General features: G+C 40.9%; 27 protein-coding genes and 1 other annotated feature. Of the genes, 4 read left to right on the forward strand and 23 right to left on the reverse strand.

What is annotated here, in order from left to right; genetic code table 11:
- Nucleotides 1–141 precede the first annotated feature (141 nt).
- Nucleotides 142–822 (reverse strand): uracil-DNA glycosylase, encoded by a 681-nt coding sequence (locus ORH16_RS01640; protein ID WP_265455642.1) that lies wholly within the window; start codon nucleotides 820–822, stop codon nucleotides 142–144.
- Complete coding sequence (locus ORH16_RS01645) at nucleotides 819–1,454, reverse strand: DUF1361 domain-containing protein (protein WP_265455644.1); 636 nt, start codon at nucleotides 1,452–1,454, stop codon at nucleotides 819–821. Before ORH16_RS01645 ends, ORH16_RS01640 begins: the two co-directional genes overlap by 4 nt.
- A 178-nt stretch (nucleotides 1,455–1,632) precedes the next feature.
- On the opposite strand from ORH16_RS01645, the gene ORH16_RS01650 reads away from it, so the two are divergent.
- Together ORH16_RS01650 and ORH16_RS01655 are read left to right on the forward strand one after the other, a co-directional pair.
- Nucleotides 1,633–2,502 carry a Cof-type HAD-IIB family hydrolase gene (locus tag ORH16_RS01650; protein ID WP_265455646.1) on the forward strand — a complete coding sequence of 290 codons (870 nt, stop codon included), beginning with the start codon at nucleotides 1,633–1,635 and terminating at the stop codon, nucleotides 2,500–2,502.
- Nucleotides 2,503–2,533: 31 nt separating this feature from the next.
- On the forward strand, nucleotides 2,534–3,052 hold the full coding sequence (locus ORH16_RS01655) for an LURP-one-related/scramblase family protein (RefSeq protein ID WP_265455647.1): 519 nt from the start codon (nucleotides 2,534–2,536) through the stop codon (nucleotides 3,050–3,052).
- A 77-nt stretch (nucleotides 3,053–3,129) separates the two neighbouring features.
- Here ORH16_RS01655 and ORH16_RS01660 read toward each other — a convergent pair whose 3' ends face one another.
- The 6 genes from ORH16_RS01660 to ORH16_RS01685 form a co-directional block, all read right to left on the reverse strand.
- The gene (locus tag ORH16_RS01660; RefSeq protein ID WP_265455649.1) at nucleotides 3,130–3,693 is read right to left on the reverse strand and encodes a GNAT family N-acetyltransferase; all 564 of its coding nucleotides are present in this window, start codon (nucleotides 3,691–3,693) and stop codon (nucleotides 3,130–3,132) included.
- A gap of 48 nt (nucleotides 3,694–3,741) precedes the next feature.
- Nucleotides 3,742–3,918, reverse strand: a complete 177-nt coding sequence (locus tag ORH16_RS01665) for a hypothetical protein (protein WP_265455651.1) — start codon at nucleotides 3,916–3,918, stop codon at nucleotides 3,742–3,744.
- Nucleotides 3,919–3,950: 32 nt separating this feature from the next.
- The gene (locus tag ORH16_RS01670) at nucleotides 3,951–4,331 is read right to left on the reverse strand and encodes a VOC family protein (protein WP_265455652.1); all 381 of its coding nucleotides are present in this window, start codon (nucleotides 4,329–4,331) and stop codon (nucleotides 3,951–3,953) included.
- 213 nt (nucleotides 4,332–4,544) lie between these two features.
- Nucleotides 4,545–4,757 carry a DUF2922 domain-containing protein gene (locus ORH16_RS01675; RefSeq protein ID WP_265455654.1) on the reverse strand — a complete coding sequence of 71 codons (213 nt, stop codon included), beginning with the start codon at nucleotides 4,755–4,757 and terminating at the stop codon, nucleotides 4,545–4,547.
- A 22-nt stretch (nucleotides 4,758–4,779) separates the two neighbouring features.
- A complete protein-coding gene (locus tag ORH16_RS01680; protein ID WP_265455656.1) occupies nucleotides 4,780–4,989 on the reverse strand; it encodes a hypothetical protein in 210 nt (69 codons plus the stop codon).
- Nucleotides 4,990–5,073: 84 nt separating this feature from the next.
- Nucleotides 5,074–5,553, reverse strand: a complete 480-nt coding sequence (locus ORH16_RS01685; protein WP_265455658.1) for a hypothetical protein — start codon at nucleotides 5,551–5,553, stop codon at nucleotides 5,074–5,076.
- A 427-nt stretch (nucleotides 5,554–5,980) separates the two neighbouring features.
- Between ORH16_RS01685 and ORH16_RS01690 the strand changes: the two genes are divergently transcribed.
- Entirely contained in the window at nucleotides 5,981–6,754 is a 774-nt protein-coding gene (locus tag ORH16_RS01690) for a hypothetical protein (RefSeq protein WP_265455660.1), read from the forward strand.
- A 285-nt stretch (nucleotides 6,755–7,039) separates the two neighbouring features.
- Here ORH16_RS01690 and ORH16_RS01695 read toward each other — a convergent pair whose 3' ends face one another.
- Nucleotides 7,040–7,972, reverse strand: a complete 933-nt coding sequence (locus ORH16_RS01695; RefSeq protein ID WP_265455662.1) for an LCP family protein — start codon at nucleotides 7,970–7,972, stop codon at nucleotides 7,040–7,042.
- 86 nt (nucleotides 7,973–8,058) lie between these two features.
- Nucleotides 8,059–9,126, reverse strand: a complete 1,068-nt coding sequence (gene rlmN / locus ORH16_RS01700) for a 23S rRNA (adenine(2503)-C(2))-methyltransferase RlmN (protein WP_265455665.1) — start codon at nucleotides 9,124–9,126, stop codon at nucleotides 8,059–8,061.
- Nucleotides 9,127–9,383: 257 nt separating this feature from the next.
- On the opposite strand from rlmN, the gene ORH16_RS01705 reads away from it, so the two are divergent.
- Nucleotides 9,384–9,557, forward strand: a complete 174-nt coding sequence (locus ORH16_RS01705) for a hypothetical protein (protein WP_265455668.1) — start codon at nucleotides 9,384–9,386, stop codon at nucleotides 9,555–9,557.
- A 58-nt stretch (nucleotides 9,558–9,615) separates the two neighbouring features.
- Here the strand turns inward: ORH16_RS01705 and ORH16_RS01710 are convergent, their stop codons facing one another.
- The 13 genes from ORH16_RS01710 to thiI form a co-directional block, all read right to left on the reverse strand.
- On the reverse strand, nucleotides 9,616–11,442 hold the full coding sequence (locus ORH16_RS01710; protein ID WP_265455670.1) for an ABC transporter permease: 1,827 nt from the start codon (nucleotides 11,440–11,442) through the stop codon (nucleotides 9,616–9,618).
- Nucleotides 11,432–12,181: an ABC transporter ATP-binding protein gene (locus ORH16_RS01715; RefSeq protein WP_322597277.1), complete on the reverse strand. Its 750-nt coding sequence runs from the start codon at nucleotides 12,179–12,181 to the stop codon at nucleotides 11,432–11,434. Before ORH16_RS01715 ends, ORH16_RS01710 begins: the two co-directional genes overlap by 11 nt.
- A gap of 376 nt (nucleotides 12,182–12,557) precedes the next feature.
- Nucleotides 12,558–13,571 (reverse strand): electron transfer flavoprotein subunit alpha/FixB family protein, encoded by a 1,014-nt coding sequence (locus ORH16_RS01720; protein ID WP_265455673.1) that lies wholly within the window; start codon nucleotides 13,569–13,571, stop codon nucleotides 12,558–12,560.
- Nucleotides 13,572–13,590: 19 nt separating this feature from the next.
- On the reverse strand, nucleotides 13,591–14,373 hold the full coding sequence (locus ORH16_RS01725) for an electron transfer flavoprotein subunit beta/FixA family protein (protein WP_265455675.1): 783 nt from the start codon (nucleotides 14,371–14,373) through the stop codon (nucleotides 13,591–13,593).
- 19 nt (nucleotides 14,374–14,392) lie between these two features.
- Nucleotides 14,393–15,532, reverse strand: a complete 1,140-nt coding sequence (locus ORH16_RS01730) for an acyl-CoA dehydrogenase (RefSeq protein ID WP_265455677.1) — start codon at nucleotides 15,530–15,532, stop codon at nucleotides 14,393–14,395.
- A gap of 617 nt (nucleotides 15,533–16,149) precedes the next feature.
- Nucleotides 16,150–16,350 carry a cold-shock protein gene (locus tag ORH16_RS01735; RefSeq protein WP_071862327.1) on the reverse strand — a complete coding sequence of 67 codons (201 nt, stop codon included), beginning with the start codon at nucleotides 16,348–16,350 and terminating at the stop codon, nucleotides 16,150–16,152.
- A 149-nt stretch (nucleotides 16,351–16,499) separates the two neighbouring features.
- A complete protein-coding gene (radC, locus tag ORH16_RS01740; protein WP_265455679.1) occupies nucleotides 16,500–17,207 on the reverse strand; it encodes a RadC family protein in 708 nt (235 codons plus the stop codon).
- 56 nt (nucleotides 17,208–17,263) lie between these two features.
- Nucleotides 17,264–17,923, reverse strand: coding sequence for an HAD family hydrolase (locus ORH16_RS01745; protein ID WP_265455680.1), 660 nt, complete (start codon nucleotides 17,921–17,923; stop codon nucleotides 17,264–17,266).
- Complete coding sequence (locus ORH16_RS01750) at nucleotides 17,910–19,232, reverse strand: bifunctional folylpolyglutamate synthase/dihydrofolate synthase (protein WP_265455682.1); 1,323 nt, start codon at nucleotides 19,230–19,232, stop codon at nucleotides 17,910–17,912. The genes ORH16_RS01745 and ORH16_RS01750 overlap by 14 nt, the downstream gene beginning before the upstream one ends.
- 127 nt (nucleotides 19,233–19,359) lie before the next feature.
- The gene (locus ORH16_RS01755; protein ID WP_265455683.1) at nucleotides 19,360–22,005 is read right to left on the reverse strand and encodes a valine--tRNA ligase; all 2,646 of its coding nucleotides are present in this window, start codon (nucleotides 22,003–22,005) and stop codon (nucleotides 19,360–19,362) included.
- A gap of 79 nt (nucleotides 22,006–22,084) precedes the next feature.
- Nucleotides 22,085–22,327: a binding site (T-box leader), on the reverse strand.
- A 46-nt stretch (nucleotides 22,328–22,373) separates the two neighbouring features.
- A complete protein-coding gene (locus tag ORH16_RS01760; protein WP_265455685.1) occupies nucleotides 22,374–22,865 on the reverse strand; it encodes a peroxiredoxin in 492 nt (163 codons plus the stop codon).
- 125 nt (nucleotides 22,866–22,990) lie between these two features.
- Nucleotides 22,991–23,644 (reverse strand): redox-sensing transcriptional repressor Rex, encoded by a 654-nt coding sequence (locus ORH16_RS01765; RefSeq protein ID WP_265455687.1) that lies wholly within the window; start codon nucleotides 23,642–23,644, stop codon nucleotides 22,991–22,993.
- 223 nt (nucleotides 23,645–23,867) lie between these two features.
- Entirely contained in the window at nucleotides 23,868–25,070 is a 1,203-nt protein-coding gene (gene thiI, locus ORH16_RS01770) for a tRNA uracil 4-sulfurtransferase ThiI (protein ID WP_265455689.1), read from the reverse strand.
- Nucleotides 25,071–25,080 lie beyond the last annotated feature (10 nt).

The raw sequence follows: 25,080 nt of genomic DNA on the forward strand, positions 1-25,080 counted from the left end.
CCCTCCACACAATTTATAATTACCCACATATACTAACACAAATTGAATACAGTTTCCAGAACTGTGTTAGCTATATTAACTGAAATTTTTCAAGATTTCTCGAAAAAAAATTTGTTTTTATTGTAACAGACAAGAATAATTTTAAACAGAAGTCGGCAGCTGCCAATCAATCGGTGTTTCTCCTAATGCAATCAAAGCCTGATTCGTTTTTGAAAAAGGTTTAGAGCCGAAAAAACCACGATAAGCCGACAGCGGACTCGGATGCGGCGCCATTAGGATAATATGGCGGTTGCCGTCAATCATCTTGGCCTTCTCCTGAGCCGGTTTGCCCCACAAAATAAAAACAAGCGGTTTCTCCCGTTCATTTAATTTTTCAATAATAGCATTGGTCAGCTCTTCCCAGCCATGATTTCGATGAGAATTGGCTTGACCGTTTCTCACTGTCAAAACCGTGTTCAATAAAAGCACGCCTTGTTTGGCCCAAGCAACTAAATTACCATGCTTAGCTGGCTCAATGCCTAAATCATTCTGCAGCTCTTTGTAAATATTAACTAACGAAGGCGGGATTTTAACTCCCGGCTGCACAGAAAAGGCTAAGCCATGAGCCTGATTGGGTCCATGATAAGGATCTTGCCCTAACATCACGACTTTGACCTTTTCATAGGGTGTTAGCTCCAAGGCTTCGTAGATATGATACATGTCCGGATAAATCGTCTGACTCTGATATTCCTGTTTCAAAAATTGCCGCAGCTGCTGGTAATATGGTTTTTGAAATTCCTCGGCTAAAATTTCCTGCCAGCTATTATCAATTATTGTTTTCATCTTTCCTCCTTATTTGACTTATTTGCTAGGTAGCCTTGATCCTGTAATATTTTGCGATTCAATAAAAGACAGCTGACTAGCACTAGCTGATACAGAGTGAACAATCCGATAAATTCAATTTTTTTCAGACTCCAGGTTAAAAAGATGATATCCAATACCCGTAGTGGATCTGTTAGAAAATAAATCGAATGCAGCCGTGGTGCAAAACGGCCGGCATACATGGCCAGTGCGGATAAAATACAAATGGTCACTACAAAAATTGGTCGAAAATATTTCCCCAGTGAAAAGCGCTCTTGGTAAAATTTTGCCAGCAGTAGCATTTGTGTGAAACCCCAACTTAAAAAGGCCACTACCACAATGGCCAACAATAAAATTTGCCCCCAGCCAAGTAAGTTTTCCTGGCTAACCCGAGTGGCATTGTCATAAAGCTGATATAAATCCGTGTGGATGATGTCTGTGCCTAAATAAGGGATATTGGGAAAAAACAGCAACCAAAATGCCGAGGCCCCCAAAAGCAGCCACTTATTTTTCAGCTTAGGCAATTGAAACGCTATTTCTATGGGAATGTAGGCCAAAAAGCCATTTAATACTAAAAAATCAAAGGGGGTGTCATAGGTGATTGCGATTAGCAAGACCACCAGCCCCCGAATTAGCCAACGATAAATAAGTTTTCCTCCTCAATTTTTCTCAAGTTTTATTATGACAGTTCTGCTGGGAAATTTCTACTTGGAAGTTGATGAGATTCTCAGTAAATCACAAGAAAATTCACGAAAAATATGATAAACTGGACTGGTGGAAGGTTGGTGTAAAATGATAAAATTAATCGCCTCAGATATGGATGGTACAATACTAAATACGCAAATGTTAATTTCAGAAGAAAATACACAGGCTGTAAAAGATGCTCAAGCACAGGGCATCGAGTTTATGGTGGCGACTGGCCGCAATCGCCAAGAAGCCCTATCAGCACTTGATGATGCTGGGATTCAATGCGCCATGATTTGTTTGAACGGCGCTCAGGTCTTCGATAAAGAGGGCAATATTCTCTTTAATGCGACGATTTCAAAGGAAGAAACTTTAAAAGTACTGGATGTTTTAGATCAAGCCGGGGTTTATTACGAAGTTGCCACCAATAACGGCGTCTATTCAGAAAATCAGACCAAACGAATCGAAAGCTTTGTCGCAATGATTACAAGCCATTTAGAACATATCACCTATAAAATGGCCGTGGCGATGGCCTCAGCTAATTTAAAGCTGCTGTCGATTCATTACGTAGACAGTATCCGAGAAGAATTGAAAAATCCGGATATCGAAGTCTTAAAGGTTATCTGTTTTTCTATTGAAGGCGGCAAGATTTTAGAACCTGTCGGGGAAAAAGTTTCTGCGTTAGGCAGCGTTGTCGTGACTTCTTCAGGCTTTAATAATATCGAAATCAATCACAAGGATGCTCAAAAAGGGATTGCTTTGCGACATGTCGCTAAAGACCGGGGCATTGACTTAGACGATGTGATGGCCATCGGTGATAATTTCAATGATGTCAGCATGTTGCAGATTGCTGGTGTCAGCTTTGCAATGGGCAATGCTGAGCCAGGGGTCAAGAATTTTGCAAAATATGAAACAGACACCAATTTAGAAAATGGTGTCGGCAAAGCAATTAAACGGGCGATTGCCGAAAAATTGTAAACTGGATTTGGGTTGTTGAGGAGGTGTCACAGTGGCAGAATATTTTATTCAAGAGCGGCAGTTGAGTAGCGTCACCCGCACCATCGTCAAGGACGAAGCTGGAAAATCGCTTTTTCTTTTGGTCGGACGCTGGGGCACTCGCGGCGATGCCCTCTCCTTATATGCAATGAATGGTGAATTAGTCGCCAGCATCAAACAAATCGGCTTAACCTTTGGCACCCGTTTTGAACTCTATTCCCATTTTAAAAAAGTTGGTACGATGCAGAAGATTTTTAACTGGCCGGGGGATTTTTATTATATCCGCCAGCTCCATTGGACGGCTCAGGGAAATATTTACAATCACCAGTATAAAATCCACCATTTCAATAAAAAAATTATGACGATGGATAAGGCTTCAATGCTGACGGGAGATTATTACGTGTTGGATATCCCAGATGCTAGAGACGCCCCCGTTTGCATTTGTGTCGCAGCGGTGCTGGATTATTGGTTATACAATCGCAAAAAAACTTTAAGTCCCAGCAACAACAGTTTTGTCTGGGCCTTGGATTAAACAAAAAAAAAAACGATTTTTCACCCTCCACATTTAAAAATTACTGGCGGGCTGAGAAATCGTTTTTTTATTTAAAATTACAGTTCTTTTTGCATGTGTTCATAGAGATGACCGCTTAAAATTTTCTCCCCCACCACTTTAAAGCCTTGGCGGGTATATAATTTTTTGGCGAGGGGATTGCCGGTATCCACACTGAGTCCGATAATTTTTTTATCGGCTTTATGGGCTAACTGCGGCAAAGCGCTCAATAAAGACGAGCCGATGCCATGGCCTTGAAACTGGGGATTGACGGCAATCGAATCCAGATACCATTCATTTGGGAAGGTTTCTTTTTCAATAAAAAGTTGCTGGTCGCTAGGAACTTTATAAGCCGGCAACAGCTTTTGAAAAGCTTGGTCTATCTGATCTTCCTGATCGTCGCCATAGCCAAATGAAACTCCGGCGACTTGGCCATCGATTTCATCGACTAAGCCGTTACCGTATGCATAACGATAAGTCGCATCCTCCATCGCCTCCAGCATAATTTCCTTTGTCAAATCAGCTCCCTGCTCTTTGACAAAGGCAAGCTCCATATCTTTAAAAATAATCATCAGCAGGTCAACAATTGCTGGTCCGTCTTCTCTTTTAGCAAAACGAATCATAGTTTATCTACTCCTTCTCACTAAGTTATCTTCAAGCGCTAGCCTTTGCTAGTTTTCGCCTTCGATTTTTTGGGTAACAAAATAGCCATTGCTAGGTTTGCGATCAGCTATCTCATGACAATAAGGGCATTCAATAATCTCATTTTCCACTTTATGTTCTACCACATGGGTCACTTCATAAAAATTAAAAGTGTGACCACAGTGGGGGCAAGTCATCTTATCCATTTTCTTCACTTCCTCTGATTTACTTGTGGAAATTATTCATGCAGTTCTAAAGGCAGCCCGTCTGGACCGAAGAAAAAAGTCATCTTTTCACCGGTGAAATCATCTATCCGCAACGGTTCGCAGGCAATACCTTTTTCAGCTAGCTCAGCAATCACTGCCTCAATATCACTGACTTTAAAAGCCAAATGCCGCAATCCTCTTGCCTCTGGATAATTTGGTCGAGGTGGCGCATCTTTGATTCCAAAAATTTCTAGCTCACTGCTTCCCAGCTTTAAATCTAATTTGTAATCATCCCGCTCTGCCCGATAATTTTCCCTCAGCACCTCAAAGCCCAACAAATCTACATAAAAGTGACGGGCCCGCTGGTAATCACCGACAATTATTGCCACATGATGAATCGTTTCAAACTTCATCAGACACCAACCTTTCTTAGCTAGTTTACCGTAAAATGAAAATTTTTGCTTGTTAGAAAGCCAGAAATTCTCAGGAAATTAAAAAAATTTCAGAAATAATACTGCTTAGATGCGCTTTTCTATTTCAAAAGAGCACAAAAAAACTGCAACAGATCGGCCAGCTGGCTTAACTATTTCCAGCTGACCGCTTGTTGCAGTCTAGTCAGTCACTTTTTAGAAAATGACTGTTTCGATTGTTTCGACATATTTGGCGCTATCAGGTTCAACAAAAAGCTGTTCCCGATTTTTCTCAAAAATCCCAAGTTCGCAAATGCTACTCATCGCCTGGCGAACAGCCTCTTCTGTCAGGCTTTCAGACGCTAGCGCGGGTCTCAAAGTATGCTTTTTACCGGTTTCATTTAAGAAGGTTAAATGTAATTTTTTCATGGTCTTGCTCCTTTTCTTTTAATTAAATAGGCTCATAGCGAGTGACTTCAGTTTTCAAAGTGCCTAAATACGTTGTGTCCTCCGGAGAAATCTGATGCATAATCTCACCAAGCTTTTGAATCGCTTCTGGGTCGGGATTTAAAACGACGTCGTTAAAATGCTGCTTAGTAATTTTATCACTGCCAAATGGTGTCAGCTCAATCGATAATTTGGTACTTTCCAATGTTGCCATAATAGTGGCCTCCTAAATTTTTTTGGTAAGCTCGTGCGATGACTTACACTATATACACAACTTCAGAACAGAAAAAATCAACACCTAAGCTAAAATTTTTTTCAATTTGTGACAGATTTTTATTTTCAAGCGACTGACCACGGAAGTACTCACCTGCCAAAATGCGGCAATTTCTCTTTGGGAATACCCAGCCAACCGCAGTTCAATATAAATCCGTTCCCTTTCCGTAAAGGCCGTGTTCAAGGTCAACACGTCCTTCAGCTCACAAATTTCTTCAAAGGACCAGCCATTTGTTTCCTCATATTCAGTCAAGCTTTTTTCTCTTAGCTTGCGCCGCCAATGAGTGCGTCGCAGATTTTGAATATCCCAAGTAAAACGCTGAAATAAAAAGCCCTGCCACTGTTCAAAGTTTTTTTCTGGATTGGCTATCAGCCACTCGTATAAATTTAAACGCAAAATCTGCAGATAATCGTCATACTCCGGATGAGTTTCAAAAATCAATAAGCGACTTAAGACGCCTTTTAACATTTTTTCTGCCTTCAACAATATTTGATTGTAATCCATTTCTATTGCTCCTCTATTTTTTTATCAACCGGTTGTTGACGTCAGTATAGCGGAAAGGCAGTTCCCCATATTCTTGAAATTGGTGCAAAGCTATTGAATGTTGAACTTCTTTTAAAAATCCTGTAAATTTCCATATTAATTCCAAAAACACTTTAAAAAAAATAAGATTCTGGAAATCAGTTTCTCGCAAATCGATTTTCAATCTATTAAGATAATTGTAGCGTTACGAATTCCTAACACTTAACTTAACCAGATGACTAATCATTTAAAGTAAAAGTAACTATGCCTAGGGCAATCGAGAGTACGTAGCAAAAGGAATCAACTTTTTTGCTGGAAATAGCTGTTTGAAGGTTATCTGAAGAAAATTCTAGTCCCTCATCGATTTGAAAATGTCTTTTTGTTATAGCAACTAGAATGGAGGAAAAAAATGGAAATGGAAGCTGATACACTGGATTCAAATGAAAAAACTGGTAGTCAGAGCTATAGTCAGCTAAAGGATCTTTTAAAAAGAGGGTATGCAACTGCTGAAGCCACTTTAGCAGCCGCTGAAGGTCTCATTCCCGGTGCCATTGGTCCAGCTGACAATCGTGTACTTGCAATTTTGCCGCTCTCTTACTCAAGTAAACAAAAACATTCATTGGTAGTTTTAGACGGACGAGTCAAACTAATTTTAGAATCTCCAAAAAACTGTCTTGATACATTACTGTTATTTCAACTAGGAGTGAGAGACCCACAGGCATTCTTAGCTAGCTTCAAAAAGTTCATTGGAAATTGTCGCTATAAACTACCTTGTACCACTCCAAATTTCACTTTATTTTCGATTGAATCTGTTGAGAATGGTGCTTGGCTCAATATCAGTATGATTAAAGATATCAAATACCACGATAAAGGCGGCACAATCACTTTGTTAGACGGATCTGTTTTGCCAATTTTCACTTGTCGGCGTTCCATAAGCAAGCAATTGAAACTAGCCTACCAATGTGCGGTCATCCTCAAATTGAATTTCAGCGGTTTAACCCCATTGATTCATTTACCAGCAAGTATTGCTGAGCTACTCAATGTCCCAGTAAATGATTTTAATAAAAAAATACTCCATGAACTTGAATTGACAAAAGACTGGCCCGGAAGCTGGGAACTTTCTCAGTGCTATCAAGATAATTTGATTAAAGCTTGTTTACGTAAGGAGCGGGAGCAACGTTGAAAATCATTTAGCTGCTATTTACTACATATGTACAGTTAATGCCCTTACTTGTGCAATCTGCTAAGACCTCACAGATTTTTCTATCACTAGAAGTCATCTCAAAAAAAATGACACAAAAAAAGCAATGACATAATGCTATATACAACAAAATCGTTATGAGCCGAACTGAAATCGGCTCTAGCCCTATAAAGGCTGTTTAACAACTTGTTGTACGTTTATGTCATTGCTTACTTTTAATATTCATAATAAAGATTACCGCTCTCATCTCTATTGCCGCAGAGATAATTATTCAGTGATTCCCAATTGTTCGTCGGCAATTGCTTTGACCCGAGCAATTTCTTCGGCAGAAACGCTTTGGTAAGAAACTCCGTCCTGCATAAAGCCCGTTCCCTGTAATTGATCACCAACAATATTAGTGAAACTATTGCGATAATTCAACGCAATTGACGTCATCTCATCAAAGGTAAAGTCAGTCGTCATATTGCTAGAAATCGCATTTAGAATACTTTGATATTCCGTCACACCAGAAAAGCTTAAGACTTTTTGGGCAATCGCTGCGATAACTTTTCTTTGCCTTTCTTGACGACCGTAGTTGCCATTGGGATCATCGTAACGCATTCTGGAATATTTCAAGGCATCCTCGCCATTCAAATTGATGGTACCAATACTAAAATTGGTGCCTTCATAATCAAAGGTGAAGGAATTATTGACTGTAATGCCGCCAACCGCATCCACCAATTCTTCTAAACCAGCCATGTTAATCGTAATGTAATGATCGACTGGCACACTCAACAGATTCTCAACGGTGTCCATCGCCATTGCCACTCCACCATAGGCATAGGCAGAATTTAATTTTTCAGTGGTACCATGACCAACGATTTCTGTGTAGGTATCTCGTTCTAAAGAAATCATTGTCGTTTGACCTAACTGTGGATTAACAGTTGCCAAAATCATAGTGTCAGACCGGCCCTGTTCATCGCGACCTAATGCGCCGGTATCAATTCCTAATAAAAGCACTGAGAAAGGCTCTTGCTCTGAAATTTCAGCAGTCGTGCCGGTTTCTTCCCGCAAAGTAGTGCTCCGCTCTGCACTTGCATAGGTGTCATTTGCTGAACTTTTTACATCAAAATATATTTTAGCGGCCACACCGACAACACCAATAAAGGCTACCAGTAATACGCCAAAAACCCCTAAGATTACTTTCTTCTTCGTAGACATTCCTTCGACTCACTTTCCCTGTTACTAATTATAATTAATAAGTATACTGTAGTTTCTCAACAAAATCATTTCTTTTTTTGAAAAGACTACTTTGCCGCAACCTTTTTCAGCTGTTTGCTACGTAATTGACCGCAGGCTGCATCAATGTCGGTGCCGTGCTCTTTACGAATTACACAGTTGACGCCATTTTTCTTAAGAACATCATAAAATTTTAAAACATCCGCCATCTCGCTACGGGAATATTGATCATGTTCGCTGACTGGATTGTAAGGAATCAAATTAACATAGGCAAGCTTTTTCTTATCCTTCAATAAGTCCGCCAACTGCTGAGCGTGCTCCGGCTGGTCGTTAACATTATTTAACATAATATATTCGAAGGTGATGCGGCGGTTGGTTTTTTCAATGTATTCATCGACGGCTGCCATCAATTTTTCAATTGGGAAGCTGCGATTGATGCGCATAATAGAAGTCCGTAGCTCGTTGTTAGGCGCATGCAAAGAAATCGCCAAGTTTACCTGCAGACCATTTTCAGCAAACTCTTTAATTTTATGGGCTAAGCCACTAGTGGAAACCGTAATATGGCGAGCGCCAATTGCCAAGCCTTTGGCATCATTGATGATATGCAGAAAATCAATTAAGTTATTGTAATTATCGAAAGGTTCCCCAATACCCATGACGACCACGTGAGACACCCGTTCGTCTTGGCCCCGCTCGTCAAAATAGTGTTGAACCTGCATGATTTGGGCGACGATTTCGCCGGCGTTCAAGTCTCGTTGCTTTTTCAAAAGACCACTGGCACAAAACGTACAGCCGATATTGCAGCCGACCTGTGTGGTGACACAGACGGATAATCCGTATTCTTGTCGCATTAGAACGGTCTCAATCATCAATTTATCCGGCAATTCAAATAAATATTTCACCGTGCCGTCATTTGATTCTTGGACAATCAATTGTTTTAACGGATTGATGACAAAGGCCGCCTCCAATTTTTCAATCAAGGCATGGGACAAATTGGTCATCTCGCTAAATTGGTCTACCCGTTTTAAATAAAGCCATTCCCAAACTTGGGTGGCCCGAAATTTCTTTTCCCCTTGCTCTTCAAACCAGGTGATTAATGCTTCTTTATCTAATCCATAAATCGATGCTTTTTCCAAAATCTTGCCTCTTTCTCAGAATTCCTCTGTTCAATCTCCTCTGCTACTATATAAAAATAAAACTAGAAAAGCAACCTGCTGCAAAAAATTTAAACTTCTGTTTATTTCTGAAAAAGGCTTAATAAGTAGCTCTTAATCAGCTTTTTAAAGATTCCCGCAAACAAAAAAGTAGATATTTCAACCTTTTTATTACCAACTTTTTCTAAATGCTCTGAAAGCCAGCTTTTGTTGGTATACTTAATACAGGAGGTGGCAAAATGAAAAATGATTTGGTGGTTGCAATGGCAAAGTTTGATTTATTTGGTAAAGACTCCAGTACAATTGTCCTGATGGGAATTTTTTTAGTTCTACTCTTTTTTGTTATAAAATTTGCTGTTCGAGAAGGGATTAACAGCTCTCAGCTAGTGAAAAAAAATCAAGAAAAAGATTAAAAACTGCTGGAAGTCACAGGCCAAGCTAACAAGCTTGGCTGTTGCTTCCCGCAGTTTTTTAGGCGGTCACTTGACGATAAACTTTATTAAAGTAGAAGATGCGGGCAATTAAGTAATAAATCACTTGAATAAGCACAAACACACCTAAAACTTCCCAACCCGCCAGCTGCATATCCATATTAAAGACATGATACATTGCTGTGAGGGCCACCGCTCCGTGAATCACCGAGACAATAATCGGCGTGAAAAAGAGGATGCCGACCTGTTGATAGATCATTTTTTTCAATTCTTTTTTCGATAAGCCTAGCTTGTAAATCATCCGGAATTTTTCCACATCCACATCCATATCGCTATAGAGGCGGAAATAAAGGAAGCTGCCGGCTGAAACAAAGAAGACAATCCCGATAAAGATACCGACGAATAAAACTGGTGCATAGCCGTCTAACGTCGTTTGCCGCAAGAAAGTTTTTGGTTGCGTATCAACAAACTCAGCAAAGATTTTTTTGCCTGTCGCAACCAAGGCATCATAATCTGCTCCAGGCGCTACCCAATTTGTCGATTGATATTCAGTCAATCCGCTCGTATTTACAGAGTCAGGCACTAAATAATAATTATTAAAGGCGGCGACAACTTGTGTTTGCTCTGTCCCTTTCACTGTGTACTCCGTGCCATTAATGCTGACAGAGCTTGGAGTCTCGCCGCTTGTAAAATTCGTGCTAGATAAAGCTAAAACTTCGCCATCAGCCAAGCTTAGTTCTGGTAAATCAGCTAAGTTTGCCAGCTGATTGTACTCAGAAACTGTCATGTATTGATTGCCGCTGTTCGTATCCAAAAAGTAATGAACAGTTGTTGAGTTAACCGAAATATTATCTTCGGCAAACAATTGGTTTACCTGCGCTACTTCTTGGTCCAATTCTGCCGAAGGAGTATTGTACACTGTCACTTCATAAGGATTCAAATCCATTTGACCAACTAGTAATTCTTGCAAACCGTACAAGGTCCCAATCGCCGCAAAAGCCACCGTCGTAATAATGGAAACTAAGAAGAAGGAACGGGCATTGTCCTTCATTCTAAATGAAAGATCTGAAAAGACAATCATATTCGTTTTTTTCCAAAATAGCTTTTGCCGCTTTTTCAAGGATTCGATTAAGCCAACACTAAATTGGTTAAAGAATAAACTCGTCCCAACTATGACGACAAAAATCACCGGTAACATTACAATTGGCACCATTTGCCCGGGGACTAAAATGGCAACAGCATAGCCACCGCCGATTAAAATGACTGATAAAATAGCCTTTAAAAATGATGGCTTGATAACGCCTTTACCAAACTCGCCGGCTTTTAATAATTCCTGTAAAGATAATTTTGGCAGGCGGAACTGGATGAAAAAGGAAATCGCTAAAAATAAAACAAAGAAGGAAGCAATGGTAATTAAAATGGCTTGTGTTGGAAAATAAAAACCAAAATCAACGTGGACTAAAAATTTAGAAATCCATAAAATAAGTTGCGAAAAGCCAATTCCCACGATACTACCGAAAATTGTCGCAAAAAAACCAATTACTAAATTTTCAATAAACACCATTTTGCGTAGCTGCTTGGGACTCATCCCTTGAATCATTAGCACGCCAAATTCTTTTTTACGGGACTGCAAGAAGACATCCATTGAATAAAGCACGAATAAAAAAGCAAAGCCGTAAATAATCACTGCAGCAGCGGTCATGCCCGTTTGTACGCTGGAATTCAGCCCATCAGACAAAGAAGGATGTTGCGCAAAAACATTAAAAGTGAAAAAGACCATCACAGAAAACATTGTGCTTAAAAAGTAAGCCATGTAAAGATGGCGATTTCGAATGGTATTGCGGATGACTAATTGATTAAAACTCATTGTCGACACCCTCAATTCTGGCTAGCTCGGTGATAATCCGGTCATAAAAGCGCCCTTGATTGCCATCATTATGCATTTCATCAACAAGTTCTCCATCTTTGATGAAGACGATCCGCTGACAAAAGCTAGCGGCCAAAGGATCATGCGTGACCATTAAAATGGTCGCTTGTTCTTCTTGGTTTAATTGACGCAATAGGCCCATAACATCCCGCGAAGATTTTGTGTCCAAGTTACCCGTTGGTTCATCGGCCAACAATAGTTCTGGATGATGAATCATTGCTCTGGCAACGGCTACCCTTTGCGCTTGGCCCCCGGAAATTTCTCCGATTCTTTTTGGCAATAATGTTTCAATGCCTAAGCGGGGAGCTAAATCCCGCACTTGTTTTTTCATGCGGCTGACTTTTTCACCGTCTAAAGTCAGCGGCAAGACGATATTTTCTTCCACTGTTAATGTCGGCATCAAATTAAAGCTTTGGAAAACAAAGCCTAATTCTTTGCGGCGAAACTTGGCAATTTCTTCTTGATTTAAAGTATTCGGGTTCTTCCCATTTAACAAAATGCTGCCGCTAGTCGGCTGATCAATGGTCGCCAAGAGGTTTAAGAAGGTTGTTTTCCCACTTCCTGAAGGTCCCATGATGCCAATAAATTCACCATCTTCAACCGTCAGATTAATCCCCTTTAATGCCTCATATTGCAATTCATTGCCATATACTTTTCTAAGATTCTCAACTTGTAACATCGTCATTACTCCCTTATGTATCATTTTCATTGTTTGTTAGAAACTATTAGCCACATCTTTTTAAAACAAAGTCAGTGTTTAATCCATCGCCTACTATACTCGTTTAAAAAAAAATAGACCATGTAATTTTATTACTTTTCTCTTACAATTTTGCAAGAACTTTAAATTGTCTTTCTAACAACCCTTCTTTGAAAACTATAAGGCCGGATGACCCTAATTTCATGGGAATAAAGTTTGACAGCACAATCAGACTTTAGTTGTAGATGATTCGTTTAGTTATTTATAGCCTCCAGAACGCAAAAAAAGAGCCTAGTCCCCACTAGGCTCTTTTCGACACAAGGTCATTTATAATTGTGCTTTTTCATTTTCTTAAACTTTATCCTTCATTATCCCGTTTCGCTCTAATTTCTTTAGTTAATAATGGAATAATCTTTGTGGCATCGCCAACAACTCCAAAGTCAGCAACATCAAAAATTGGTGCAGACTCATCTTTATTAATGGCAATGATGATATCACTTTCCTCCATACCGGCAACGTGCTGAATCGCACCTGAAATACCGCTGGCAATATAAAGATTTGGCCGAACAGTCTTACCGGTTTGGCCAACTTGCCGGTCTTTTTCCTCCCAGCCGGCATCGACAGCAGCCCGTGAAGCTGAAACTGTGCCGCCTAAAACATCCGCTAATTCTTCCAGCAGCTTGAAGTTGTCAACGCTGCCCATGCCACGACCGCCGGAAACCAATACGTCAACATCCATGATGTCCACCCGTTCGGTTTCTTTTTTAATCACTTCCAAAATTTCAACATTTTGGTAATTAGCTAGATTTGGCACGCCGTATTTCACCACTTGGCAATCAGGATTCGCCATTTTTTCAGCCTGCTTCATCACACCGGGACGAACCGTCGCCATCTGTGGGCGATGATTTGGACAGAGAATCGTCGCCATCACGTTGCCGCCAAATGCTGGCCGAGTCATTAATAAATTATTGGTTTTTTCCTGCACCTCTAAACGCGTACAGTCAGCTGTTAGACCAGTGCTGCAACGGGCTGCCACCCGAGGAGCTAGGTCACGGCCAATTGCTGTTGCGCCGTATAAGACAACATCAGGTTTGTATTCATTGACGACTTCTGTCATCGAATGGGTATAAGACTCTGTCATGTATGTTTCTAAAGCGGGATCTTCAACAACAATTACTTTATCAGCGCCGTGAGTGGCTAATTTATCTACGAGAGCTTCCAAATGATTGCCCAAAACTACCGCCGTGACTTCCGTATTTAAAGTAGCGGCTAACTTTTTGCCTTCACCGAGTAATTCATAGCTGACCCGCGCAATTTCACCGTCCACTTGTTCAACAAAAACTAAAACGCCTTTATAATCTTTCATATCCATTTTCTCACCTCCGAATGATTTAAATGATGTACTTGGTTGCTAGTTTATCCATCAGCCATTCCACAGACTCCGCCACATCAAGATTGACCACAGTGCCGGCGCCTTTAGCTTCTTTATCATAGGATTTAAAGACGCGTGTTTTAGAGCCCTTCAAGCCGATTTGATCATCGGCTAAGTCTAAATCAGCCTTGGTTAAAATGTGAATTTCTTTAGCGTAAGCATCAATGATTCCCCCTGGCGTCATATAGCGAGGCGCATTTAATTCAGAAAGCGCCGTAATCAGACAAGGTAGTTTAGCTTTTATCAGATGATAGCGGTCTTCAAATTGACGCTTGACGATGATGCTATCCTCTTCCATTTTAATGTCTTCGGCGTAACTAATATTGGCAAGGCCGAGATGTTCAGCAATCTGTGGGCCAACTTGCGCTGTGTCCCCATCAATCGCCTGCCGGCCTGTAATAATCAAGTCATAGCCCCCGATTTTTCTAATTGCTGAGGCAATCGTGATACTGGTAGCATACGTATCCGCACCACCAAAGGCCCGGTCAGAAATTAAATAGGCTTCATCTGCCCCCATTGCCAAGGCTTCCCGCAACGCAACGTCTGCTTGCATTGGTCCCATGGTCACAACAGTGACGGTTGCACCAAATTGATCTTTTAAGCGCAGGGCGGCTTCCAAGCCGGCCTTGTCGTCAGGATTAATAATAGTCGGCACACCTTTACGAATTAGAGTGCCTGTTTCAGGATCAAATTTTACTTCCGTTGTATCGGGAACTTGTTTTATACATACAAAAATATTCATCGAATCATTTCCTCCTGTCTTATCGTAACATTGCGCCGGAAATAACCATCCGCTGCACTTCACTGGTACCTTCATAAATTTCGGTAATCTTCGCATCCCGCATCATCCGTTCCACCGGATAATCACGGATGTAGCCGTAACCGCCGTGCAACTGAACACATTTCGTCGTCACAGACATTGCAGTTTCAGAAGCAAATAATTTTGCGATGGCCGCTTCTTCAGAGAAGGACTTTTGATGTTCCTTGGCATAGGCCGCTTTATAAACTAACAGCCGTGCTGCTTCGATTTGGGCTTTCATATCAGCCAATTGGAATTGCGTGTTTTGGAAAGCTGAAATACTACGACCAAACTGCTTACGCTCTTTAACATAAGCCACTGTTTCATCCAAGGCGCCTTGGGCAATCCCTAAGGCTTGAGCGGCGATTCCAATTCGGCCGCCGTCTAACGTACCCATTGCTACGCCAAAACCTTTTCCCTCTGGGCGCAAACGATTTTCCTTCGGTACAATACAATTTTCAAAAACTAATTCAGTTGTCGATGACCCCCGGATTCCCATTTTCTGTTCCTTTTTCCCAATAGTGAAGCCAGGGAAATCTTTTTCGACGATAAAGGCGGAGATGCCTCGATTGCCCTTGCTTTTATCCGTCATAGCAAAAATAATATAAATGTCAGCAACTCCACCGTTCGTGATAAAAATTTTAGTGCCGTTCAAGACATAGTGATCATTAACTAAGACAGCCTTTGTTTGCTGACCAGCTGAATCTGTACCAGCTCCCGGTTCGGTTAACCCGAAGGCGCCTAATTTTTCACCTTTAGCCAGAGGAATCAAATATTTTTCTTTTTGAGCAGCGCTACCGTATTTACTGATTGGTTCACAACACAAAGAAGTATGAGCTGAAACAATCACACCGGTAGTTGCGCAGACCCGGCTCAATTCCTCCACACACATAGCATAGGCTAAAGTATTAGCCCCTTCTCCACCAAACTCTTTGTCAATTGGAATGCCCATAAAGCCCGCTTTCGCCAATTTGACAACTGTTTCCGCAGGGAACCGCTCATTCTCATCAATCTCATGGGCTAACGGTTTGACTTCTGTTTCGGCAAAATCCCGAAACAATTGTCGCATCATGATCTGTTCATTACTCAATTCAAAATCCACACTAATTCCTCCCTAAGTCTAAATTTTTCAACAAGCCAGTTGCGTTACACGTTAAAGCATATTCCAAACTACAGAAGAACTCTGCAGTAGTGCCAATTTTTTAAGAAGAAGTTGACTTCTGATTTAATTTTTTAAAGAATAAAAAATTTATTATGTGATAAAAAACACAATATCGTGATTTCAGCAAAAAAACAATCTTCAATAGTAAAAAAGCGCTTACTATTTATTATGAAAACCATAACGGAATTTTATAGCCTTATATTATAGAAGAAACTCGCTACAAAATTCCTGTTTGAGCCATTAAAAACTTTGCGAAGCCGTTTCGCTTTTTTGAAAAATCCTTAATAATTTTAACAAAAAAGTACCATTCATTACCAAATTAAAAGGAATTTTTTTCTGTTTTAATTTAAAAATAAACCATTTGCTTAAGCGATTCAAACGACCCATGGGTTTATTATAACATTCTTCATCGCTGATTTTCCAAAAAAATTATATTGTCAAGTTTTTTGACTTGACCACTAAGTGAGTTTAAAAAAATGAAATACGAAAATTCTTAAATAATTAAAGAAGAAAAAAACCTCCGAGGAAAACTCCTCAGAGGTTAAAATTTTTAGAAATTAAGCTTTGTTAACGTTAGTAGCTTGAGGGCCACGATCTGATTCTTCAACGTCAAAAGTAACTGCTTGACCTTCTTCTAAAGTTTTGAAGCCGTCACCTTGGATAGCTGAAAAGTGAACAAATACGTCACTTCCGTCTTCACGAGTGATGAATCCAAAGCCTTTTTCTGCGTTAAACCATTTAACTGTACCGTTTTCCATCTTGATGAACCTCCTTGTGATTAATCACAAATATAATATTGTAACATTTGCTCTTCTTACACAAGAGGTGCAACAATTGTCAACTACCTAGAGCTTAAATAAGACAAACAAATTTACAAAAACAATTCTACTATTATTAGGGCATTTTTTCAAGTGCCTTGATTTATTTTTTTCCAGAAACCCTCTTCCCGCAGACTAATATAAGATTTTTCACCGGTGATAATGTGATCCAACAGTTCAATACCCAACATTTCGCCGCATTTAATGAGGCGGGCGGTAAAATCTAAATCATTGCTAGAAGGCGTTGGATTGCCGGAAGGATGATTATGGGTAATTAAAATACGCGCCGCTGAACAGCGAACACCAAAGCGGAAAATCTCTCTCGGGTGGGCAATTGACTGGTTCAACGATCCAATAAAAATTGTTTTTTTGACAATGATTTCATTTTTCGTATTGAGATACAACGCCCGCAAATGTTCTTGATGCCAATCTTTTTGCTGTAAAATTAATTGCTGCGCCAAATCATAACTGGAAGTCACTCGGCCAATCTTAGGCTGTTGCGCCTGCTGAATACGCCAGCCTAATTCCAGAACAGCTTTCAACTCTAAGGCTTTAATTTGGCCAATTCCCTTAACTGTTTTTAATTCCTGCAATGAGGCCTGCTTGATTTCATAAAGGCTGGAAAAATGCTGTAACAAGGCACCGGCCAATTCCATAACATTTTGGCTGGCATAGCCGGTCCGCAAAACGATTGCCAACAGTTCTTGATCTGACAAAGCTTTTTCACCAAAATTCAAGAGGCGCTCCCGTGGCAAAGAGTCCGCCGGCATTTCCCTTAGTAATAATTTTTCCTTCATACAAAAAACTCCTTTGCGTTTTCATTTAAAAATACGCAAAAGAGTTTTTCTTGCAATTAATCACCAAAATAATCCGGCACTTTTTCCAAAGAATCCAGCACATGCAAAGTCTTCGCCAGCAAATCATCCGTCGGTACTAATAAATCGGGTACCATGATGACCGGAATGCCCGCTTTATGAGCGGCAAGCACGCCATTTTGGGAATCTTCTAAGACAAGGGTTTCCTCTTTGGCAGTGTTTAGTCGCTTCACGGCCACTTCAAAAATCTCGGGGTCAGGTTTGGCCCGCTTGACGTCTTCTGAGGAAACAATGTCGATAAATTCATCTTTTAATTGAGCATTTTCTAACAGCAATTCAATCACATGCCGCTGATTGCTAGAGGCAACAATTTTGGGGATTTTTCGTTCATTCAAATAGTCCATTAATTGATGAACACCAGGTTTTAGAGCAGCTTCGCCATTTTCAAACATCCGCAAAACTTCCGCATGGGACTCGTTGATAAATTTATCAACGGCTTCTGTTCCTTTATCTGCATAAATTTGATGATAATTTTCCCAGACTTCCTCATCAGAGACTCCTAAAAAATCTAAATAGACCTCTTTGCTATAGGCAAATCCCAACTCATCAGCAACTTTTTGCGTCGCTTTATAATAGAGCATCTCCGTATCAAAAATCAGTCCATCCATATCAAAAATGACACCACTAAGCTTTTTCATCTGCTCCTCCTAATTCTAATAATAATTCCCGCACCTGCGAAATAAAATACAGCGAGCCAGTGACTAACAACAATTGATTGTCTTCAAAATTTTCTAGAATTTCCGCCAAACCAAATTGCCATAAAGAAACAATCGTCAACTGCTCATCCACCTCATTGGTATAATCCTTCAGCTCCAGCGAACGAGGATAATTAAAAGTGGTTAAATAAATTTCCACATTGGGCAGTTGTTTCAACAAGGCTAGCATACCATGAATTTCCTTTGTAGCGACGGCAGAAAACAAAATTTTTATTTGATAGCTGCCAAATTCCCGCTGCAAATTGTCCACTAAGCGCTTGACTGCATGTTCATTGTGGGCGCCATCTAAAATGATCAGCGGATTTTCACTCAGACGCTCCATTCGCCCAGGCCATTGAGCTTGCCAAAGGCCTTTTGTCACAAATTTACTTTGAAAATTCTGCTTGGTTAAGCGGCAGTATTGATAAAATAATTCAATCGCCATCCCCGCATTTTCACTTTGATGTTGACCAATCATCGAGACCCGCAGTTTCGGAATCTTGCCAGCTTCGTTACTAAAATTAAAAGCCTCGCCCCATTCTTCATCGGGATGCAGATAGTCAACCTGATATTCTTGGTCAAAGCGATAGATGGACGCTTTTTTTTCAGCAGCCTCAGCTTCGATGACAGCTAGCGGGATGCTTTCAATATTACCAGTTACGACAGGAATGCCGGCTTTAATAATGCCGGCTTTTTGAGCGGCAATCTCCGCTAACGTCTCGCCAAGGATCTCCATGTGATCTAAACCAATCGTCGTGATTCCAGTTAATAAAGGGTGCACGACATTGGTTGAGTCCAGCAATCCGCCGAGGCCGACTTCAATGATTGCAACATCCACTTTTTCTTGAAGAAAATAATCAAAGGCCATCCCCGTTAATGTTTCAAATTCGGTGATACCGGCAATGGCTTCTTCTTGATCCATTTCTGCCACAATCGGCTGATAACGAGACACTAATTCTATGATAGCTTCATCAGAAATACCTACGCCGTTAATAGCAATTCGTTCGTTAAACGTTTCAATGTATGGTGACGTGAAGGTGCCGATAGACAAGCCCAACTCCTCCAGCATACAGCGCAGATAAGTTACCGTTGAGCCTTTGCCGTTCGTGCCGGCAATATGGATTGTCGGGACCTTCAGTTCAGGATGGTTTATTTTTTCCAGCAGAGCGCTGACTCGTTCTAAGCCCGGTCTCGAGCCAAAAGGCAGACGGCTGTGAATCCAGTCAATCGCCTCAGCAACAGTTAATGACATTTTCTTTCCCCTCTCCAGATAACTTCCCCGCTTATTATAGCAAAAGTTTTCCTCAATGATGCACCAGATGCTATCGAATCTCAGTAAAAAACTGCCGACAGAAAATTTCTATCGGCAGTTTTTTTCTTTAACTAATCGTCCGCAGATTTTCAATCCGTTCACGAACGGTTGCTTGTTTGTCTAAATAATCTTTTTCTTTGGCTTTTTCGCCGGCAACCACATCGTCTGGGGCATTCGCGACAAAGCGTTCATTGGATAATTTTCCTTGAACTCGTTTGACTTCGCCATCTAGCTTGGCCAATTCTTTTTCTAGCCGCTGAATTTCCTCTTCAATATTAATCAAACCTGCTAGCGGCAGATAAATTTCAGCGCCGGTTAAAATCGCTGACATCGCCAATTCTGGGGCAATCAAATCGCTGCTAATCTGTAATTCATCCGGATTACAGAAGCGTTCAATATAGTTGGTATTTTCAACTAAGAATTTACCAATCGCTGGATCGGTCGCTTTAATCAAAAGGGTAATTGGTTTTGATAGCGGCGTGTTAACCTCTGCCCGAATATTTCTAACAGAACGAATAAGTTCCGTCAAAACAGCCATGCCCTTAGCTGCATCTTCATCGTCAAATTCTGGTCGAACAACCGGATACTCGGCAACGACTAATGAATTGCCAGTATGAGGAATCTTACTCCAAATTTCTTCTGTAACAAACGGCATAATTGGATGCAACAGGCGTAAAATCTGGTCCAATGTGTAAACCAAAATACTCTTGTTTGTCTTTTTAGAGGCTTCATCATCCCCGTAAAGAACTTCTTTACTCATCTCAATATACCAGTCACAAAAATCATCCCAGATGAAGTTGTACAGCTGGCGACCAGCTTCACCAAATTCAAAGCGGTCAAAAAGGTCAGTGACTTTGGCGATAGTTTCATTTAAGCGGGTTAAAATCCAGCGGTCTGCCACTGTTTTTTCTCCAGTCAAATCAATCTCTTCAATTGTCATGCCCTCAACATTCATGATGACAAAACGTGAGGCGTTCCAAATTTTATTGATGAAATTCCACGCCGCATCCATTTTTTCATAGCTGAAACGCACGTCCTGACCGGGAGCAGAGCCATTGGATAAAAACCAACGCAGAGCATCGGCGCCGTATTTTTCAATAACATCCATCGGGTCAATCCCATTGCCTAATGACTTGCTCATCTTGCGGCCTTGTTCATCGCGAATTAAGCCGTGAATCAAAACATTTTCAAAGGGACGCTCTTCAGTAAATTCCAAACTTTGGAAAATCATCCGGCTCACCCAGAAGAAAATAATGTCATAGCCCGTCACTAAAGTGTTGGTTGGGAAATAACGTTTGAAGTCCTCATTATCCACATCAGGCCAACCCATTGTTGAAAATGGCCATAGAGCCGAAGAAAACCAAGTATCTAAAACATCAGGATCCTGCTGCCAATTTTCACTATCCGCTGGTGCTTCCATGCCAACATACATCTCACCAGTTTCTTTATGATACCAAGCAGGAATTTGATGACCCCACCACAGCTGCCGCGAAATTACCCAATCATGAACATTTTCCATCCACCGTAAGAAGGTTTGATTAAACCGTGGCGGAAAGAAATCAACAGCGTTGTCAGTTGCTTGATTTTCAATTGCTTTTTCAGACAATGGCGCCATTTTTACAAACCATTGCGTTGACAAACGTGGCTCTACCACCACGCCGGTTCTTTCAGAATGACCGACACTGTGATTCATTTTTTCAATTTTTACTAGACGGCCTAGCTCTTCTAAATCTTTGACAATCAGTTTGCGAGCTGCAAAGCGATCCATGCCGGCATATTTGCCAGCCAAATCATTCATCGAGCCGTCTTCATTCATCACATTAACCCGTGGCAAATCATGGCGATTGCCGACTTCAAAGTCATTTGGATCATGAGCCGGGGTAATTTTTACAACACCGGTTCCAAAGTCCATGTCCACATACTCATCAGCAATGATGGGAATTTCTTTTTCCATCAAAGGCAAGATTACCGTTTTACCGATTAAATTTTGATAGCGTTCATCATCTGGATGAACTGCCACGGCAGTATCTCCAAGCATTGTTTCTGGGCGGGTCGTCGCAATTTCAACGGCGCCGCTGCCATCCGCCAAAGGATAAGTCATGTGATAAAAGGCACCTTCAATATCTTTATGAATGACTTCAATATCTGAAAGAGCGGTGCGAGCTTGTGGGTCCCAGTTGATAATGTATTCCCCACGGTAGATTAAATCTTTTTCGTATAATTTTACGAAAACTGTGCGGACTGCTTTTGATAAGCCTTCATCTAAAGTGAAACGCTCCCGAGAATAATCTAACGACAAGCCTAATTTAGCCCACTGTTCACGGATATGGCTAGCATACTCGCCCTTCCATTCCCAAACCTGGTCGATAAATTTTTCGCGGCCTAAATCATAGCGAGAAATTCCCTGCTCTCTTAATTTTTCTTCAACCTTCGCTTGTGTTGCAATGCCGGCATGGTCCATGCCCGGCAGCCAGAGCGTGTCAAATCCCTGCATCCGTTTTTGGCGAATAATCATGTCCTGCAAAGTCGTATCCCAAGCGTGACCTAAATGCAGCTTGCCAGTAACATTTGGGGGCGGAATAACGATTGAATAGGGCTTGGCCTTAGCATCACCACTAGGCTTAAATAAATCCTGCTCCAACCATTTTTTATAACGCCCAGCTTCTACTTCAAGGGGATTGTACTTTGTCGATAAATTATTTTCTTCCGTCATAACAAAAGTCTCCTTTTTTAATTTTTTTCAACACAGCCGCTTTTTTGGAAAAACAAAAAAGCCCTAAGATGCCAAAACATCTTAGGACGTAAGTTGATTGATTACGCGGTACCACCTAAATTGCAGAAATTTTCTGCCTCTCAAACGTGAGGTAACGATCACGATTCGTTTTGCTTTACTCGCTGCAGCCGATTCTCAGCTTCAAATTTTCAAGCAAAAAACTCTCAAGCTACCTTCACCAACCTTTTGTGAAAATGTTCCACCAATCATTTTCTCTCTCTGACAAAAGCTGTTGGTTACTCCTCTTGGTCTAAGTCTTGCCTCATTCTACAATGTTAAAAAATCAAAGTCAAACAGAATCTGAAAAATTATAGCAATTCCTCAGCCGCCTGCAAAGCTGCTTGATAATCCGGCTCTTGAGTCTGCTCGACAACTAATTCACGATAACATAAAACCCCTGTCGTATCCACCACAAAAATTGAACGGACTAAACGCCCGCTGTCAGGCACAAATAAACCATAGGCATTCCCAAAGACAGAATTATCATCGTGTAAAATTGTTAAATCCAAACCTTCAGCAGCACACCAATTTGCCTGTTCTTCTTTGGTGTTATTAGAAATTGTCACAAAGTTCAAAGCTGGATGCTCGCCAGCAGCTTTGGTAAATTGGCGGGTCTGGATAGCGCAAACTCTTGTATCAATATCCGGCACAACGCTAATAATTAAAGGCTTATCCAATAAATCTTTTAGTTGCCAGCTTTTATCCTGACTATCAGCTAATTGAAAATCTGGGACCTTTTGCCCTACTTCCGGTTGACTTCCGACTACCTCATGAACCTCACCACGTCTTGTAATTTGCATAAATTCTCCTTTTCAAACTTCTTTTTTATTTCAAGGTTAAAGCATTACCTGCTCAAATATCCTGCAGAAAAATTTTCCTGTTAAATTTATTATAGGAGAACCACCGATGAATGCAAAAAAACTGCCTAGAGGGACGACAGTTTTTGAAAACTATTATCAAAATAAATCAAGGTTTGCAGCTCCGTGGTCAAATCGATGTACTGCATCGTCACATAATCTGGGACATTCACTCGATCTGGAGCAAAATTTAAAATCGCTGTGATGCCGGCAGCCACCATTTGGTCAACGGCTTCTTGGGAAAACTGGCTGGGCACAGTAGAAATGGCCAGCTTAATATTTTCAGTCGTACAAATATCCGCTAAGTCTGCCATCCCATAAACTTTAACCCCATCAATCTCTTGCCCAATCAAATCGGGATTGTTGTCAAAAATGCAGACAATATTTAAATTTTCGTTGCGGCGAAAATTATTATTAACTAGCGCTCGCCCTAAATTTCCACAGCCGACTAGTGCAATTCGCTTTTCCTCTTGAGTAGCCAACAAACCGCTAAAAACCTCAATCAAATAGGCCACATCATAACCGTACCCGCTGCGTCCTAATTCTCCTAAATAAGAAAAATCCCGACGAATTGTCGCTGACGGCACTTTAGTAACCTCACTGAAGTCCTTCGATTTGATGCGACTGACTCCTGAATCACTGAGCATTTTTAAATAACGTAAATAGACAGGCATGCGGCGAGCAGTCGCTTTAGGTAATACCTTTTCTTTATTTACTCCCATCACTCAAATCACCTTCCAAAGACTTTGTTAAACGCTTCACATGAATAGTTTAGCACAGAATATCTTTGATAAAAAGAAAAATTTTCTCATAATAAAAACAGAATAGTTTAATTATTACATATTTTGTGAAAAAAGTGACAGCAAAAAACAGCTGAGTCGTTATGAATCAGCTGCTAAAAATTTTACTTCTATTAATATTTTTTGATTAAGAGCTGCTAGAAAATTATAAGAAATCAGCGAACTCCGTTGTTTCCTGTTGTGCTGAAATTTTTTCAACTTTGATGCCAGCAAAAGCTCGAGCTAATAAGCCTTCCACATCGAGACGCTCTTCATATTGATGAACCTTATCAATATTAGGCCGCGTCTTTGGTTGTGGCGGTGCAAAAATCGTGCAGCAGTCTTCAAAGGGCTGCACAGACAATTCAAAGGTCTCAATTTGTTCGGCAATTTCAATAATTTCTAGCTTATCCATCGTGATGACCGGCCGGATAATTGGCGTAGCCGAAACTTCATTGATGGCGACCATGCTGTGTAAAGTTTGCGAAGCCACTTGGCCTAGAGATTCGCCATTGATAATTACTAAACCTTTGCGGGCCTCCCGAATCATATCCGTTAAGCGCAGCATCATTCTTCTGGTGATTGTCATCCAGTACCCTTGCGGCAGACTGCGTTTAATTTCTTCTTGAATCTCGGTAAAAGGCACTTCAATAAACTGAATGTCGCCACCGAACGCGACTAATTTTTGTGTCAGGTTTTTGGCTTTTTGCAAGGCTTGCTCACTGGTATAAGGTGGGCTAGCAAAATGAACGGCTTCAATCTCAACGCCGCGTTTCATCGCCAGATAGCCAGCTACCGGCGAATCAATCCCGCCAGAAAGCATTAGCATTCCACGACCACTGGTTCCCACTGGTAAACCGCCAGCGCCTTTAATCGTTTCATAAGAGAGATAGGCCCCTTCGTCTCTAATTTCCACCCGCAGGTTAATATCAGGGCGTTTCATTTGGGCTTTGATGTCTGGAAAAATATCAACAATCGCATTGCCTAAAAATAATTGCAGCTGCTGGCTGTCAATTTCAAAGTGATGGTCGCTGCGCTTGCCGGTAATTTTGAAGGTTTCTGTGCCGGTATAAATTTCCTGCATCATTTCCTGCGCCTTAGCCTTAATCACCGCTAAGTCTTTTTCCACTCGAATGCTAGGGGAAAAATTTTGAATGCCGAAAACTTTTGTTAGCTTCGGAATAATTAATTCGCTGTCCTCCCCATTTAGCAATAGATGCATCCGATCTCTTTCTCCCCGCACCCGCAAGTTGGGAAATTCTGCCAAAGCTTCTTTGACATTTTGAGCTAGTTGCATAATAAAGGTCCGGCGATTTTTGCCTTTCGTGGACAATTCACCATAGCGGACCATAATTTCTGAGTATTTCACGTTGGTTCCT

Source organism: Enterococcus sp. HY326 (assembly GCF_026157065.1).
Lineage (GTDB): Bacteria > Bacillota > Bacilli > Lactobacillales > Enterococcaceae > HY326.

Bases quoted from the DNA above. Each gene is read 5' to 3' on its own strand.
- ORH16_RS01640 (WP_265455642.1), bottom strand. From the start codon at position 822: ATGAAAACAATAATTGATAATAGCTGGCAGGAAATTTTAGCCGAGGAA.
- ORH16_RS01650 (WP_265455646.1), top strand. From the start codon at position 1,633: ATGATAAAATTAATCGCCTCAGATATGGATGGTACAATACTAAATACG.
- ORH16_RS01660 (WP_265455649.1), bottom strand. From the start codon at position 3,693: ATGATTCGTTTTGCTAAAAGAGAAGACGGACCAGCAATTGTTGACCTG.
- ORH16_RS01665 (WP_265455651.1), bottom strand. From the start codon at position 3,918: ATGGATAAGATGACTTGCCCCCACTGTGGTCACACTTTTAATTTTTAT.
- ORH16_RS01670 (WP_265455652.1), bottom strand. From the start codon at position 4,331: ATGAAGTTTGAAACGATTCATCATGTGGCAATAATTGTCGGTGATTAC.
- ORH16_RS01675 (WP_265455654.1), bottom strand. From the start codon at position 4,757: ATGAAAAAATTACATTTAACCTTCTTAAATGAAACCGGTAAAAAGCAT.
- ORH16_RS01680 (WP_265455656.1), bottom strand. From the start codon at position 4,989: ATGGCAACATTGGAAAGTACCAAATTATCGATTGAGCTGACACCATTT.
- ORH16_RS01685 (WP_265455658.1), bottom strand. From the start codon at position 5,553: ATGGATTACAATCAAATATTGTTGAAGGCAGAAAAAATGTTAAAAGGC.
- ORH16_RS01690 (WP_265455660.1), top strand. From the start codon at position 5,981: ATGGAAATGGAAGCTGATACACTGGATTCAAATGAAAAAACTGGTAGT.
- ORH16_RS01695 (WP_265455662.1), bottom strand. From the start codon at position 7,972: ATGTCTACGAAGAAGAAAGTAATCTTAGGGGTTTTTGGCGTATTACTG.
- ORH16_RS01705 (WP_265455668.1), top strand. From the start codon at position 9,384: ATGAAAAATGATTTGGTGGTTGCAATGGCAAAGTTTGATTTATTTGGT.
- ORH16_RS01710 (WP_265455670.1), bottom strand. From the start codon at position 11,442: ATGAGTTTTAATCAATTAGTCATCCGCAATACCATTCGAAATCGCCAT.
- ORH16_RS01715 (WP_322597277.1), bottom strand. From the start codon at position 12,181: ATGTTACAAGTTGAGAATCTTAGAAAAGTATATGGCAATGAATTGCAA.
- ORH16_RS01720 (WP_265455673.1), bottom strand. From the start codon at position 13,571: ATGGATATGAAAGATTATAAAGGCGTTTTAGTTTTTGTTGAACAAGTG.
- ORH16_RS01725 (WP_265455675.1), bottom strand. From the start codon at position 14,373: ATGAATATTTTTGTATGTATAAAACAAGTTCCCGATACAACGGAAGTA.
- ORH16_RS01735 (WP_071862327.1), bottom strand. From the start codon at position 16,350: ATGGAAAACGGTACAGTTAAATGGTTTAACGCAGAAAAAGGCTTTGGA.
- radC (WP_265455679.1), bottom strand. From the start codon at position 17,207: ATGAAGGAAAAATTATTACTAAGGGAAATGCCGGCGGACTCTTTGCCA.
- ORH16_RS01745 (WP_265455680.1), bottom strand. From the start codon at position 17,923: ATGAAAAAGCTTAGTGGTGTCATTTTTGATATGGATGGACTGATTTTT.
- ORH16_RS01750 (WP_265455682.1), bottom strand. From the start codon at position 19,232: ATGTCATTAACTGTTGCTGAGGCGATTGACTGGATTCACAGCCGTCTG.
- ORH16_RS01755 (WP_265455683.1), bottom strand. From the start codon at position 22,005: ATGACGGAAGAAAATAATTTATCGACAAAGTACAATCCCCTTGAAGTA.
- ORH16_RS01760 (WP_265455685.1), bottom strand. From the start codon at position 22,865: ATGCAAATTACAAGACGTGGTGAGGTTCATGAGGTAGTCGGAAGTCAA.
- ORH16_RS01765 (WP_265455687.1), bottom strand. From the start codon at position 23,644: ATGGGAGTAAATAAAGAAAAGGTATTACCTAAAGCGACTGCTCGCCGC.